Below are 13958 nucleotides of genomic sequence, written 5' to 3' on the forward strand. Positions count from 1 at the left end.
TAATCAATAGGATTCAGAAAATTTATCTGAAATTTATAAATTGAACGTCAATTGGCAGCTCCGCACCCCGCACAGCTGAGATAATTTGCTGCAGGTCATCTTTGTTTTTTCCAGTGACGCGCACTTGATCATCCTGCACCTGAGACTTTACTTTCAGTCCGGAGTTTTTGATGATCGTATTGATTTTTTTGGCGTTGTCCTTGTCAATGCCTTGAACAAGCTTTGCACGCTGGCGTACCGTTCCGCCTGATGCGTTTTCCACCTTGCCGTAATCAATGTTTTTTGTCGGTACGTTTCGTTTAATCAATTTACTGACCAGCACATCCTTCAGCTGGCTTAATTTGAACTCGTCATCGGAAACAAGGACCAGCTCCTCTTTATCTAAAGAAATGTCGCTTTTGCTTCCTTTAAAGTCATATCTTGTACTGATTTCCTTCAGTGCAATTTGGATTGCGTTTTGCACCTCAGGCAATTCCACCTTGGATACAATGTCAAATGAACTTTCTTTTGCCATATGAAAACCTCCATAACATTTAACTTATGTGTTGATTATAGTAGAATAAAGAGAAACTTCCAACAGAACAAAGAATCAATTTGTGATGATTGGAAAAAATGTTAACAAAATCCGCAGAAAATAAGCGGAAAGGAAGGACGGTAGCATGAGACCAGGGCAGCAATTAACCTTGAGTATAGATCACCAAACCGACTTCGGTTACTTTTTAACCGACGGAGAAGATACGATTCTCTTACATAACAGTGAAATAACTGAGGATATCGAAGACAGAGACGAGGTAGAGGTCTTTATATACGTCGATCAGCAGGAAAGGCTTGCGGCCACGATGAAAATTCCGGTCATCAGCGCGGATGAGTACGGCTGGGTCGAAGTGGTGGATACAGTGGAAGATATGGGCGTTTTCGTTGATGTCGGCTTATCGAAGGACGCGCTTGTCGCAACCGAGCATTTGCCGCCATACGAGGATGTCTGGCCGCAAAAAGGGGATAAGCTTTACTGTATGCTGAAGGTGACGAACCGGGGGCGCATGTTTGCGAAGCCAGCACCAGAGGATATCATCAGCGAATTGTTTACCGACGCTTCAGACGATCTGATGAATAAAGAGCTGACAGGTACGGTGTACAGGCTGATCGCATCGGGCTCATTCATCATCACGGATGACGGGATCCGCGGTTTTATCCATTCTTCAGAGAGAAAAGAGGAGCCAAGACTCGGTTCAAGAGTCACAGGCCGGGTGATTCAAGTGAAAGAGGACGGTTCAGTCAATATGTCGCTTCTCCCTAGAAAGCAGGATGCGCTGTCTGTCGATGCTGAGTATATCCTTACCTATATGAGAACGAGAAACGGTGCCATGCCGTACAGCGACAAAAGCCAGCCTGACGATATCAGAGAACGTTTCAACATGAGCAAAGCTGCCTTTAAACGCGCGCTCGGCCATTTAATGAAAAACGGAAAGGTGTATCAGGAAGACGGCTGGACATACGAGAAAAAATAGCATGAAAAAGGCTCGCCTGCAGCAGAACTGCGGAGCGAGCCTTTTTTGATGTCTAGTTTAATTCATCAACCAGCGTTCTGATTGCCATTTCGCGATCCACATTGTCTGAAATCGCGATCGGCGTAATATCAATAGCAAGAATGACCAAAATCAGGGCACCGGCTGCAGCAACATAGGAAACATAATAGAAATAGTTTGCGGTTTCAACCGTGTTGACGAGCTCGGCCTGAACTCTGGATGTATCATCCTTGGAAGCTGCGATTTCCTTTGCAGCCTCTACTTTTTCTTCAACGATTTGTCCCGCTTTTTTCAGCAGTTCATCCACTTTCAATGCATCTTTGCTGTACACAGCTTTCTTCAGGTTGTCAAAAAAGTCAGCATCCTCTTTTTTAATATCAGCGACAACCTGATTGGCAAATGCCTTTGCCTCTTTTGTGTTGAGTTTGTCAGTCATGGCTTTATTAAAGACCTCTGGAAGCTGTTTGCCGACTTCCCCCTGAGCAAACACAAACCCTTTAAAAATCTCTTCACCTGAGTATTCAAGCTGCTTTGCCTGTGCTACACTTTCTTGCTGCTTCACCAAAAACACAGTCGTCACCAATACAACCGACAAAAACACTAGAAACGCCTTCTTCAAACTGAAACCTCTCCCTTCTTTTGTTTTTTATTCCACAACAGTCTGCGAATATATGTAAATTGAATCGTGGAATCGATAGGAGTGAGATACAATATCAAAATGCCGGCCATGATAAGCGAGAAACTGATGAGGCCCAGCATGACTGCAAAAATCTCATGCATAAAAACAGCGATGATCAAAATCAATTTCCAATGCTTTTTCGGCGCAAACAGCGCCGCGAAGATGACAGTCTGAACCAACAGCGTCCCCCATGTCGGAATCACCACGAACGGACTTGTTACAATTGGCTTCGTTAACGCCTGAAAAAAGCCGTTGAAGCCAATGGTTTTTTCCTGGGCGAAATAATAGACGGCTGTTCCGTCCACCCATTCCTGCTGGGACAGCTTAGCGACGGTAGAGTGAAAATAAAGCACCGCCACTTGGATTCTGATTACAAAATAAGAAATAAAAGCTGTTATTTTTCCAAGTGTTCTTTGGCCCTCTATAGGCCTCGTGCTCCAATGCCATTTTCTCGGATCAGTCAGCGTGATGGGAAGCAACAAAAAGGTCATGACAGCTGCTGCCTGCTCGCCTCCGTCGATGACGATTAGTGATGACTGGAGGCTGTAACTGACATACCAATGGAGAACTCCTGTAATTCTGGGTCGCCAGCCAATGACGACAAGCACCAGAATGGCAATGCAGACCCATCTGAAAAGATTTAACATCATATAGTTATTTTCGCCAAGGCAAAAGAGACTGAGATTCATTTTACAAGCAGGGTAACTGCTGATTCCGCTGGCTGGCTTCATGATGAGGCTCGGATGATTGACGAGCAGCGTCAGCAGGCTGGATAGCGCGATAATGCTTCTCGCAAGGCCGTATACATTTGTCCACGGGTTTCTTTCGTCCCATCCGGTGATGGTTTGTTTTATGTTTTCGAGCATGAGATCACAACCTTGACTATGCTTTTTACCTGATAAGACGAAGGGGTGTATTTAGAATAGCTCCAAGGCACAATATCCTCTTTCGTCAAATAATAGCTGCCGCAAAGCAGCGGGCGGGGAGCAGGCGTTTTTAACTGCACGGTTTTGGCTGTGCTTTTGCAGGCGCCAAGGTCCTTTTCTTTACATGCTGTCCACTGTTCCTTGCCGACCTGGCCGTAGATCACGCCCATTTCAACACCTTGTGACCTTCCGTACCGATACAGGCCGAAGAGGTTGTCAGCCCTCATATTGGGCCATCTGACCTTGGCGCTGGCATCTTCAGCCTCATATAAGCCGATTGCAGTATCACGCGGATTTTTGCTGAAAAAGCCCCAGCCCTGCGGGAGGATGCTGGACATGAGAAATTTGGAGTCCTTTGTCAGCGGAATAGGGGTTGTCCCTAGGCTGCCAATAATAGAAAACAGAAATAACGAACCCCAAAGCACTGAAAAAATGACAAAAAATGATATCGATTTCTGCATTCGACTGCTCCTTTTAACCTCTAGAATCGTTTTTTTCACTTTTCATAATATAAAAACATTTATGTAATAAAAAGGTTAAAAGGTATGAGAAATTCCATTTTTTCCAAAAGAGAAAAACAGGACATTTTACTCAGCTATATGTGATTGATATATAGTGTTTTTTTCGATATATTTAAACCATGAAAACGAATCAAGTTAATGACCGCTGGATTGTTCAATTTCGAAAAGGGATTTTCGAGCTGGCCATTCTTTCCCTGCTGCGCTCTAAACCGATGTACGGCTATGAGCTGACGTCATCCTTAAAAACCACCTCGGCACTTGCTATTTCAGAGGGGGCGATTTATCCGATTCTGAAACGAATGACCGAGAAAGGATGGATCGAATTTTTTTGGGAGGATTCAATGGACGGCCCGAAGAGAAAGTATTACAAAATGACGCAAAAAGGAGAAGAAATGTTAAAAGAACGGCTGGAGAAGTACCTGGAAACCCATCAAGCCTTACTGTCTTTATCGGAGGATTTGCTATGAATACACAGCATATCATTGACCGGTACATGGAGGAACTAAATGCAGAGCTGGCGAATATGCCTGATGTAGAGAGAGAAAACGCTATCGACGAATTAAAGGGGCATATAACTGCTTTCGTTCAAGACAGAATCAAAGCCGGCTTTAGTAAAGAGGAGCTGCAGGAAGCTGTCGAAACCGAATTTTCTCATCCGAAGGAGCTTGCAGCAGTTGTGATGGGTGATAGGGGAGAAACGAAAAGGAGGAGGTCTTTATTGGGGAAAAGCTGGCTTTCGGTCCTTCTCATTGCCGTGATGATCGCCCTGCCGCTGCTGCCGCCCGATTACAGATATGTGCCGCTGGCCGTTTATTTAGCGGTGCTTGCCGGATATGTGTGGAAGCGGAAAAAACTGATGATGTTTGCCGGCGTCAGAAAAAACAAAATGCGCTCTCAAAAGGAGATTGACACGATTTCGAGAGTCGGTGCGGCTTATCTGCTGTTTTTGGCAGTGCTGCTTCTGTTGCAGCCGTTCCTCAATGCTGTCGTCGTCCTGCTGCTGATTGCTGGGAGCTGTGCCGCTTTTTTTCTTTTTCTAAACGTCAAGTAATGTTGTAGGAGGCTGTAATATGGAAATCAGCATCAATTATCTGTTAATCGTCATCGCGCTTTTATTTTTTGTGGTTGCCTATTTTGTCGGAATCAAAAAACAAACCTGGATGCTGGCCGGATTTAATGAGGCGCGTATCCGGGATAAAGATCGGCTGGCCAGAATAGCGGGCTACTTTTTCTTGAATTCCGGTTTGTTCATATTGCTGAATAGCTTTATCTCATTCCAAGGCCAGGAGCAGCTCATACCCCCGCTTATATTGGCATATGGAGCAGGAGTTATTATTTATGTGAATAAAAAATTAGTAGAGTAGAAAAAGAAGGGCAGAGCGAAATATCTCTGCCCTTCTTTTTTGGGAAAATAAGAACGAAGCACCACATACAAGTGTTTGTTTTTTTGATAGGATGAAGAAAAAATGATAGATTCCAAAACAGGAAGGAAGTGGTTTTTTGCACAATCTGGCCAAGACCTCTCTATTACTGGCCGGCTTATGCACAGCGGTCCAAATGGTTTTTGTAACACATGCCTCAGCTGATCAAAGCATCGAATACGACCATACGTATCAAACCCCTTCATACATCATCGAAAAGTCATCGCAGAAGCCGGTACAAAACACAACCCAGAAAGAATCGCTATTTTCCTATCTTGACAAGCATCAAACGCAGTTTAAGCTCAAAGGGAATGCGAACAGCCATTTTCGCGTTTCGAAAACCATAAAGGATCCAAAGACAAAACAAACGTTTTTTAATTTAACGGAGGTTTACAAAGGAATTCCGATTTACGGCTTTGAACAAGCGGTCGCGATGAAGGAAAACAAACAAGTGAAAAGTTTCTTTGGAAAGGTGCATCCGCAAATCAAGGACGTCTCCGTCACACCGTCTATTTCTGAGAAAAAAGCAATACATACAGCAAGGCGTGAGCTCGAGGCTTCCATTGGAAAAATCGAATATCTTGATGGGGAACCAAAAGGCGAATTATATATCTATCCACACGACGGTGAATATGATCTCGCCTACCTTGTGAGACTCTCGACATCTGAACCTGATCCTGGCTATTGGCATTATTTCATCGATGCCAAAAACGGAAAGGTCATTGAGTCCTTTAATGCCATTCATGAAGCGGCAGGTACAGGAATCGGCGTGTCAGGTGATGAAAAAAGCTTTGACGTCACAGAACAAAATGGGCGCTTTTATTTGGCTGACGAAACAAGGGGAAAAGGGATCAATACGTTTGACGCGAAGAACCTGAACGAAACCTTGTTTACGCTTTTGTCTCAACTGATCGGGTATACGGGCAAAGAAATAGTCAGCGGCACGTCCGTATTTAATGAACCTGCGGCTGTAGACGCACACGCAAATGCGCAAGCCGTTTACGATTATTACAGCAAGACATTTGGCCGTGATTCTTTTGATCGAAACGGAGCAAGGATTACGTCTACCGTGCATGTCGGCAAACAATGGAACAACGCGGCGTGGAACGGTGTCCAGATGGTATACGGGGATGGAGACGGTTCGAAATTTAAGCCGCTGTCTGGATCGCTCGACATTGTCGCGCATGAAATCACACACGCAGTCACACAGTATTCCGCCGGCCTGTTATATCAAGGAGAACCCGGTGCATTAAACGAGTCCATTTCCGACATTATGGGGGCAATGGCAGACCGCGATGATTGGGAAATCGGCGAGGATGTCTATACCCCGGGTATTGCAGGAGATTCATTACGGTCATTAGAAGATCCGTCTAAGCAGGGCAATCCAGATCATTACTCGAACCGTTACACAGGAACGGAGGATTATGGCGGAGTCCATATCAATTCGTCCATCCACAATAAAGCAGCTTACCTTCTGGCAGAAGGAGGCGTACACCACAATATACAGGTTGAAGGCATTGGGCGTGAAGCATGTGAACAAATTTACTATCGGGCTTTAACGTATTATGTAACGGCATCTACAGATTTCAGCATGATGAAGCAAGCAGCGATCGAAGCCGCCAATGATTTATATGGTGAAGGCTCAAAGCAATCAGCTTCAGTTGAAAAAGCGTATGAGGCTGTCGGCATTCAATAGCAATCAAAAAACAGTCGGGACACTGGAGCCTGACTGTTTTTGTTTGCTCATTTTTTTAAAAAGAAAATTGCCAATGTGCCGGGGCCGGCGTGCGAGCCGATTGCAGAACCGATTGAATGCATGATAATCTCTTTCGGCTTGAACGCATCCTCAATCAAGTGTTTCATATCAGCGGCTTTTTCTTCGTTCGCGGCGTAGCTGATCCCTACGGTTTGATTGCTCCAATCATCCCCGCGCTCTTTCATAAGCTCGATGATCCGTTTGAAAAGTTTCTTCTGTCCGCGGATTTTTTCCAGAGGCACAAGCTTGCCGTCCTCCATCTGAAGCAGCGGTTTAATATTCAGCAGGCCGCCGACAAAAGCGGACGTTTTGGATATCCGGCCGCCCCTCGCGAGATATGTTAAATCATCAACGGTAAAAATGTGTTCAAGCTGGCTGCAAAAGTTCTTTACAGACGTTTCAATTTCTTGTATTGTATTCCCGTTGATACAGAGATCGGCAGCATGCCGGACAGCCAGACCGTATCCTAATGAAGCGCATTTGGAATCAATGACCCGCAAATCGAAATCGGGGAATTCCTCCTTCACTTCATTGGCGATCATTACAGCTGTCTGATACGTGCCGGAGAGACCTGAGGAAAAGGCAATGTAAAGAGCGGGATCACCTGTTTCGGCATATTGCAAAAACACATTTTTAATTGTTTGCGGTGAGGCTTGGGACGTCTTAGGCGTTTCTCCATTTTGCATCGCTTCAAATATTTGATCCGCATGAATTGTGACTGCATCTTCGAATTCTTTATCGCCGAGAGAAACCCTGAGCGGAATAAAGCCAATGCCTTTTTCTTCAAAATAAGAACGAGGCAAATCAGTAGCGCTGTCAGCGATGAGATGAACTGTCATATTGCTTCCCTTCTTTCCGTTATCGCTCGTTATCATGAGAGTTAAGCCAACTATATCATATTAATTTGCCAAAATCGTGTTCAAATATTTGTTTTAAGGGAAAACATAATAAAGAAGAAAGAGCGGAGGAACATGCCATGGTACTAGATCAAACAAAAAAATTACTCATCGTCATCATCGGCGCTTTACTCAATGCTGCCGGGCTGAACTTATTTTTGATACCTGCAGATGTATATGCCAGCGGATTTACGGGTGTGGCACAGCTTTTATCAAGCGTCGTTGATCAATATGCCCCCTTTTACATATCGACGGGAACGCTCTTGTTCCTCTTAAACATTCCGGTCGGTATTTTAGGATGGCTGAAGGTCGGCAAATCGTTTACAGTGTACAGCATTTTAAGTGTCGCACTCACTACTCTGTTTATGGGGATCCTGCCGGAAACAAGCCTGTCACATGACATTTTGCTGAACGCGGTGTTCGGCGGCGTCATTTCCGCAGTCGGTATCGGCTTAACATTAAAATACGGCGCTTCGACAGGCGGGCTTGATATCGTCGCCATGGTACTTGCAAAGTGGAAGGATAAACCCGTCGGCACGTATTTCTTCATTCTGAACGGGATTATCATCTTGACGGCAGGATTATTGCAAGGTTGGGAGAAAGCATTATATACCCTGGTTACACTATATGTGACAACGAGGGTGATCGACGCCATTCACACTCGCCACATGAAGCTTACGGCAATGATTGTGACGAAAAAAGCGGACGAAATCAAGGAAGCCATTTACGGAAAAATGGTGCGCGGCATCACAACTGTTCCGGCAAAGGGAGCTTTTACGAACGAACAGAAAGAAATGATGATTATCGTCATCACGAGATATGAACTGTACGATTTAGAAAAGATCGTCAAAGAAGTTGATCCAAAAGCATTTACGAACATCGTTCAAACGACAGGGATTTTTGGTTTCTTTAGAAAAGACTGACGAAAGCAGGTGGAAGTCGTGAAACGGCTGCTTGTGATGCTCCTCCCCGTGCTGCTTTTGATAGGCTGCGGGAAAGATGAGCAGACAGAACCCGATAAGGAGGTATCAGGCGGAATGGAGAATCAAGAGGTTGTTTTATCTATTGACGCAATTCAGGAGCCTGAACAAATCAAGTTTAATATGTCGCTGAAGAACCAAAGCGAACGTGCTGTCGAGTTTCAATTCAGCACAGGACAAAAATTTGAACTTGTCGTGTATGATTCTGAGCACAAAGAAAGATACCGTTATTCGAAAGACAAAATGTTTACGCAGGCTTTTCAAAACCTCACGCTTGAATCTGGCGAAACATATGATTTCTCTGATGTGTGGAAGGAAGTCCCTGAGCCCGGAACCTATGAAGTGAAGGTGACATTTAAGGGCAGAGCGGAAAATCTCAAGCAGGTTCAGGCTCTTCAGCAGTTTGAAGTCAAATAAAAGGCTATGGCGATTCGCCATAGCCTTTTTTTATTGAAGTTTGTCCAGCTGATCCTGAAATTGATGGAGCTGGCGACGTTCTGCATCTGTCGAATTGGCATACGCAGAAGATACAGCATTTCTGGCTCTCAGAATCGCTTGCTCCTGATCGCCTTCCTCAAAGCCGTTTGTCACCATGACAGCCTGTTGAACAAATGATTTTGCCTGCTGAAACAGTTCATTTCTCATTTAATATTCATACTGCCTTTCGGCCGAGTCTCGTGCTGCGGCATGCTGGTGAGCTTCTTCTAATGTAGACCGATATGGAAATCTTGCGGCGTGTTGCCCGATGGAGTCTTTACCCTGGTGAATAAACCTTCTGGATTTGCTTCGTTTACCCATTTTGAGACTGCCTCCTTCCATACTTTGACGAGATGAGTCGTCTTCAATAGTATGGTGGGGCGAAGTAAGGTTTATGAGTGGGAAAAATCGGGCTTCAAAGTGAGAAATATTCTTTCAAAAACCTTGCCACGCCGTCTTCTTCATTTGCAGCCGTTGTTCGGTTGGCAATTTGCTTGACTGCGTCAATTCCATTTCCCATTGCAACGCCGCAGCCGGCGAATTCAAGCATTTCCAAATCGTTATCCTCATCTCCGAAAGCAATGATCCGCTCCCTCGGCACGCCGTAATAATCACTGATTTTCCGCAGGCCGACCGCTTTGTTCATGCCGCTTTTAATAATTTCAATGACGTGCCACGGGGCGGCCCATCTTCTATGATCGATTACCTCGGCATGCACATCCGATAAATAGGAGCGAATAGCCGGGACGTCTTCTTCTTTTGCATGAATGAGCACAGACGTAACATCCTCACCGAGAGTCTCCCGCAGATCTCCAACCGTCACATTCGTTGTGTTCATGTTAAAGGCATCAATCAGGTGCTCATCATGGTAATGAAAGTACACGTCATCAATGACTTCAGCAAGCACATTATGTACGTTGTAGCTCTCGCTGATCTCCACTAGCTGTTTGACAACATCAAGCGGCAGCGAGGTATGATAACGTCCCCAGCTGTCGTCCTGCGGATGATGGACAAACGCTCCGTTAAAATTGACAATTGGCGTTGTCAGCCCCATCTGCTGGTAGTACATGGAACTTGAACGATACGGACGGCCCGTCGAGATGCAGACATAATGCCCGTCATCTTTGAGGCGCTGTATGGTCTGAAGGGTGTTTTCTGATATGGTTTTATCATCCTTTAATAGCGTTCCATCTAAGTCTAATGCGATTAAATAGGGTTTTGTCTCCATGAAAAGCTCCTTTAACCTTAGATTTTGCTTGTTTTGCCTTACTTACAGTGTAGCTTTTTACCATCTTTATTGTCTACATGTTACACTTATGATTATGGTTATCCTAAGGAGGGGCACATTGTGATTCAAATTGAAAATCAAACCGTTTCCGGTATTCCGTTTTTACATATTGTAAAGGAAGAGAACAGGCACCGCGCTGTTCCTCTCGTGATCTTTATACATGGTTTTACGAGCGCGAAGGAACATAACCTTCATATCGCTTATCTGCTTGCGGAGAAGGGCTTTAGAGCGGTACTGCCGGAGGCTCTGCACCATGGCGAACGGGGAGAGCAAATGGCTGTTGAAGAGCTGGCCGGCCATTTTTGGGACATTGTTCTCAACGAGATTGAAGAAATCGGCGTACTCAAAACCCATTTTGAAAAAGAGGGCCTGATAGATGGCGGCCGCATCGGTCTGGCAGGCACGTCAATGGGCGGCATCACAACGCTTGGCGCATTGACTGCTTATGATTGGATAAAAGCCGGCGTCAGCCTGATGGGAAGCCCGAATTACGTGGAACTGTTTCAGCAGCAGATTGACCATATTCAATCTCAGGGCATTGAAATTGATGTGCCAAAAGAGAAGGTGCAGGAGCTGATGAAGCGTCTCGAATTGCGTGATCTCAGTCTTCAGCCGGAGAAACTGCGCCAGCGCCCGCTATTATTTTGGCACGGCGTAAAAGATAAAGTCGTGCCTTACGCGCCGACTCGGAAATTTTACGACACCATCAAATCCCACTACAGCGAGCAGCCGGAACGCCTGCAATTTATCGGGGATGAAAACGCCGACCATAAAGTCCCGCGGGCAGCAGTGTTAAAAACGATTGAATGGTTTGAAACGCACTTATAAAGCACGAAGTTATTAACAAGGGCTGAATTTACGTTATACTGTATAAAAAAAGGAGTGAGGGAACGTGGAAGAAGCATTAAAAGAAAACATCATGGGCGCCCTGGAACAGGTTGTTGATCCTGAGCTTGGCGTTGATATCGTGAACCTTGGCTTGGTATACGACGTTGATATGGATGAAGACGGCTTGACGCACATTACGATGACACTGACATCGATGGGATGCCCTTTAGCGCCGATTATCGTGGATGAAGTAAAAAAAGCGTTAGCGGACCTTCCGGAAGTGAAAGAGACAGAAGTTCACATTGTATGGAATCCGCCTTGGACAAGAGATAAAATGTCCAGATACGCAAAAATCGCGCTTGGCATTCAATAAAACAAAACAAAAGAGGACAGCCTGACATGTGAGGCTGTCCTTTTTTACAGCTGAAAGGAGATGAAAGGAAATGATGTACCTGCTGGCTGTCTTATGCCCGCCGCTCGCTGTTTTGTTTTCGGGAAGACCGTTTCAGGCATTGCTGAATCTCATATTGACCTGTATTTTTTGGCTGCCGGGTGCCATTCACGCTTGCTTTATCGTCGCCGACCGCCGTGCCGAAAAACGGGCAAGAAGATAATCTGGAAAAATGAGGGCGCAGACATGGTATAATGGTCATAAAAAAACAGCAGGGAGAGCGCCATGAAAAAGAAATTGCTTGCATTCGCGCTTTGTACAGGCGCGTATGCAGCCCTGTTTGCGTATTCTGTTCACTCAGATCAAAATACAGACACTAGCGAGATGACGGATGTCAGCCGCCTGATGCCTGTGAAAATTAAGCAGACAGTGAAAGGGCAGGAAGAGGAAACGCTCATTGACACGGTCAAAGAAGCAAATCGAAAAAACATAAAGATTTCAATTGCCGGGGCCCAGCACTCCATGGGCGGCCATACATATTATGAGGACGGCATCGTTCTCGACATGACAGGGTACAACAAAATCCTGTCACTCGATCAAGAAAAGAAAACCATCACAGTGCAAAGCGGTGCCACATGGAATGACATTCAGAAATACGTGAATCCATACGGGCTTGCGGTAAAAGTCATGCAGTCACAAAACATTTTTACAATTGGCGGCTCTCTCAGCGCCAATGCCCACGGACGTGATATCCGCTATGGTTCGCTGATTGATACCGTCAAATCATTTCGGCTCTTAAAAGCGGACGGAACAATCGTCACCGTTACTCCAAAAGATGATTTGTTTACGGCAGTCATCGGAGGATACGGTCTTTTTGGCGTGATTCTCGATGTCACGCTTGAGCTGACGGATGATGAGTTATATGTCATGAAGACTGAAAAAATCAACTACAGCACCTATGCAGACTATTTTACAAACCATGCAAAAGGCAATCCGGATGTCCGGATGCATCTGGCGCGAATTTCAACAGCGAAAAAAGGATTTTTGAAAGACATGTATGTCACGAATTACGTATTGGCTAATCATCAGGATCAGCTGTCCTCATACAGCGAACTTAAAGAAGACGAGTATACAGGAGTCACAAAGTTTGCACTCGGCTTGTCAAGACGGTATGAATGGGGAAGGAATTGGCTGTGGAACACGCAGCAATCCTATTTCCTGAGCCAAAACGGCACAGAGATCTCACGCAACAACGTGATGCGGTCCGAATCCAAATTTCTCGAATATGAAAACAATGACAACACAGATGTTCTGCAGGAATACTTTGTGCCGGTAAAGGAGTATGCATCCTATATTGACGACCTGAGACAAACGCTTTCGGCTGAGGACTTAAACCTGCTGAACATCACGATCCGCTACGTACAGAAAAATGAAAAAGCCGACCTTTCTTACGCGAAGGATGATATGTTTTCGCTCGTGCTTTTAATAAATGAAGGCTTTTCAAAAGAAGACACGGCAGACACTGCCCGAATCATCAGACGCATGACAGACGTTGCCATTAAGCATGGCGGCAGCTATTATTTGCCGTACATGACATATCAGACGAAAGCGCAAATGAGACAGGCGTATCCGAAAAGCGAAGCGTTTTTTCAGAAAAAACGTGCGTATGACCCGGATGAACGCTTTATGAATTATTTTTATCAGAGGTATAAATGATGGGGAAAAACAGATTAAAATGGCTGACATTATCACAAAGCGGCGTGTTTTTCGCAAGCAGCTTAATCTTTCCGTTTTATATTTTGTTTGTGAAAAACATCGGCTCAAGCTACACGCAGTTCGGTTTTTCCTACGGATTGTTCGGACTGAGCGGAGCGCTCATTTTTCCGCTGCTCGGACGGTTGTCTGAAAGGCTCGACAGTCGTTATTTTTTGCTTGCGAACTCTTGGGGCATGGCCGTGCTGCTTTTGTATGTCCCGCATATCGGAAGCGTCGTTCAAGTGTATTTTGTCCAAGTGCTGTTAGGGCTCTTTGGAGCAATGCAGAAGCACGGAGAAAAAGTGCTGATCGCCGATTTTACAGACAGCGGGGAGCGCGGAAAGAAAATTGGAAATTACCATTTTTGGACAGCGGTCTTTTCAGCGGCAGCGATTATGCTAGGCGGCTTTCTCGCTGACTTTTTCACGGTGCAAATGATTTTTTATGCAAGCTCTATTCTATACTTTTTGAGCGGATTGATGATGATGAAAACAGGCTGACGCGGTCAGCCTGT

19 protein-coding genes and 1 pseudogene are annotated in these 13958 nt (G+C 45.2%); 12 read left to right on the forward strand and 8 right to left on the reverse strand.

Going from position 1 to position 13958, the window contains the following annotated elements; genetic code table 11:
• Nucleotides 1-22 precede the first annotated feature (22 nt).
• Nucleotides 23-514, reverse strand: coding sequence for a YajQ family cyclic di-GMP-binding protein (locus tag MOB98_RS20350; RefSeq protein ID WP_268358706.1), 492 nt, complete (start codon nucleotides 512-514; stop codon nucleotides 23-25).
• A 98-nt stretch (nucleotides 515-612) separates the two neighbouring features.
• Here MOB98_RS20350 and MOB98_RS20355 point away from each other — a divergent pair.
• A pseudogene (locus MOB98_RS20355) lies at nucleotides 613-1508 on the forward strand (S1 RNA-binding domain-containing protein).
• Between the two features lie 52 nt (nucleotides 1509-1560).
• Here the strand turns inward: MOB98_RS20355 and MOB98_RS20360 are convergent.
• The 3 genes from MOB98_RS20360 to MOB98_RS20370 are packed head-to-tail and all read right to left on the reverse strand — an operon-like array spanning nucleotide 1561 to nucleotide 3592.
• Nucleotides 1561-2145: a sporulation delaying protein family toxin gene (locus MOB98_RS20360; RefSeq protein ID WP_268358708.1), complete on the reverse strand. Its 585-nt coding sequence runs from the start codon at nucleotides 2143-2145 to the stop codon at nucleotides 1561-1563.
• Nucleotides 2142-3071 (reverse strand): sporulation-delaying protein SdpB family protein, encoded by a 930-nt coding sequence (locus MOB98_RS20365; protein WP_268358709.1) that lies wholly within the window; start codon nucleotides 3069-3071, stop codon nucleotides 2142-2144. The genes MOB98_RS20360 and MOB98_RS20365 overlap by 4 nt, the downstream gene beginning before the upstream one ends.
• Nucleotides 3056-3592 (reverse strand): SdpA family antimicrobial peptide system protein, encoded by a 537-nt coding sequence (locus tag MOB98_RS20370; RefSeq protein ID WP_268358712.1) that lies wholly within the window; start codon nucleotides 3590-3592, stop codon nucleotides 3056-3058. The genes MOB98_RS20365 and MOB98_RS20370 overlap by 16 nt, the downstream gene beginning before the upstream one ends.
• A gap of 179 nt (nucleotides 3593-3771) precedes the next feature.
• Here MOB98_RS20370 and MOB98_RS20375 point away from each other — a divergent pair, with 179 nt between their 5' ends.
• From MOB98_RS20375 to nprB, 4 genes are all read left to right on the forward strand, one after another.
• Nucleotides 3772-4119: a PadR family transcriptional regulator gene (locus tag MOB98_RS20375; RefSeq protein WP_268358714.1), complete on the forward strand. Its 348-nt coding sequence runs from the start codon at nucleotides 3772-3774 to the stop codon at nucleotides 4117-4119.
• Nucleotides 4116-4703 carry an HAAS signaling domain-containing protein gene (locus MOB98_RS20380; protein WP_268358715.1) on the forward strand — a complete coding sequence of 196 codons (588 nt, stop codon included), beginning with the start codon at nucleotides 4116-4118 and terminating at the stop codon, nucleotides 4701-4703. Before MOB98_RS20375 ends, MOB98_RS20380 begins: the two co-directional genes overlap by 4 nt.
• Before the next feature lie 19 nt (nucleotides 4704-4722).
• Nucleotides 4723-5016 carry a DUF3784 domain-containing protein gene (locus MOB98_RS20385; RefSeq protein ID WP_003233021.1) on the forward strand — a complete coding sequence of 98 codons (294 nt, stop codon included), beginning with the start codon at nucleotides 4723-4725 and terminating at the stop codon, nucleotides 5014-5016.
• 136 nt (nucleotides 5017-5152) lie between these two features.
• A complete protein-coding gene (gene nprB, locus MOB98_RS20390; protein ID WP_268358716.1) occupies nucleotides 5153-6769 on the forward strand; it encodes a neutral protease NprB in 1617 nt (538 codons plus the stop codon).
• A 47-nt stretch (nucleotides 6770-6816) separates the two neighbouring features.
• Here nprB and MOB98_RS20395 read toward each other — a convergent pair whose 3' ends face one another.
• Nucleotides 6817-7668: a DegV family protein gene (locus tag MOB98_RS20395; protein ID WP_268358717.1), complete on the reverse strand. Its 852-nt coding sequence runs from the start codon at nucleotides 7666-7668 to the stop codon at nucleotides 6817-6819.
• Nucleotides 7669-7805: 137 nt separating this feature from the next.
• Between MOB98_RS20395 and MOB98_RS20400 the strand changes: the two genes are divergently transcribed.
• Together MOB98_RS20400 and MOB98_RS20405 are read left to right on the forward strand one after the other, a co-directional pair.
• The gene (locus MOB98_RS20400; RefSeq protein ID WP_003245017.1) at nucleotides 7806-8648 is read left to right on the forward strand and encodes a YitT family protein; all 843 of its coding nucleotides are present in this window, start codon (nucleotides 7806-7808) and stop codon (nucleotides 8646-8648) included.
• A gap of 18 nt (nucleotides 8649-8666) precedes the next feature.
• A complete protein-coding gene (locus MOB98_RS20405) occupies nucleotides 8667-9122 on the forward strand; it encodes a BsuPI-related putative proteinase inhibitor (protein ID WP_311766011.1) in 456 nt (151 codons plus the stop codon).
• Nucleotides 9123-9152: 30 nt separating this feature from the next.
• Here MOB98_RS20405 and MOB98_RS20410 read toward each other — a convergent pair whose 3' ends face one another.
• The 3 genes from MOB98_RS20410 to yitU form a co-directional block, all read right to left on the reverse strand.
• A complete protein-coding gene (locus MOB98_RS20410; RefSeq protein ID WP_268361598.1) occupies nucleotides 9153-9350 on the reverse strand; it encodes a DUF3813 domain-containing protein in 198 nt (65 codons plus the stop codon).
• Entirely contained in the window at nucleotides 9351-9503 is a 153-nt protein-coding gene (locus tag MOB98_RS20415) for a hypothetical protein (RefSeq protein ID WP_010329347.1), read from the reverse strand.
• Nucleotides 9504-9597: 94 nt separating this feature from the next.
• Nucleotides 9598-10410, reverse strand: a complete 813-nt coding sequence (yitU, locus tag MOB98_RS20420; RefSeq protein ID WP_268361600.1) for a 5-amino-6-(5-phospho-D-ribitylamino)uracil phosphatase YitU — start codon at nucleotides 10408-10410, stop codon at nucleotides 9598-9600.
• 120 nt (nucleotides 10411-10530) lie between these two features.
• Here yitU and MOB98_RS20425 point away from each other — a divergent pair, with 120 nt between their 5' ends.
• From MOB98_RS20425 to MOB98_RS20445, 5 genes are all read left to right on the forward strand, one after another.
• Nucleotides 10531-11298: a prolyl oligopeptidase family serine peptidase gene (locus MOB98_RS20425; protein WP_268361602.1), complete on the forward strand. Its 768-nt coding sequence runs from the start codon at nucleotides 10531-10533 to the stop codon at nucleotides 11296-11298.
• Nucleotides 11299-11362: 64 nt separating this feature from the next.
• Complete coding sequence (locus MOB98_RS20430; protein WP_071576496.1) at nucleotides 11363-11671, forward strand: metal-sulfur cluster assembly factor; 309 nt, start codon at nucleotides 11363-11365, stop codon at nucleotides 11669-11671.
• Between the two features lie 70 nt (nucleotides 11672-11741).
• Nucleotides 11742-11912 carry a YqaE/Pmp3 family membrane protein gene (locus tag MOB98_RS20435; RefSeq protein WP_268361604.1) on the forward strand — a complete coding sequence of 57 codons (171 nt, stop codon included), beginning with the start codon at nucleotides 11742-11744 and terminating at the stop codon, nucleotides 11910-11912.
• Nucleotides 11913-11974: 62 nt separating this feature from the next.
• Nucleotides 11975-13405, forward strand: coding sequence for an FAD-binding protein (locus MOB98_RS20440; protein WP_268361606.1), 1431 nt, complete (start codon nucleotides 11975-11977; stop codon nucleotides 13403-13405).
• The gene (locus MOB98_RS20445; protein WP_268361609.1) at nucleotides 13405-13944 is read left to right on the forward strand and encodes an MFS transporter; all 540 of its coding nucleotides are present in this window, start codon (nucleotides 13405-13407) and stop codon (nucleotides 13942-13944) included. The genes MOB98_RS20440 and MOB98_RS20445 overlap by 1 nt, the downstream gene beginning before the upstream one ends.
• Nucleotides 13945-13958: the final 14 nt, after the last annotated feature.

The organism is Bacillus sp. N13C7, from assembly GCF_026790065.1.
Classification (GTDB): domain Bacteria; phylum Bacillota; class Bacilli; order Bacillales; family Bacillaceae; genus Bacillus.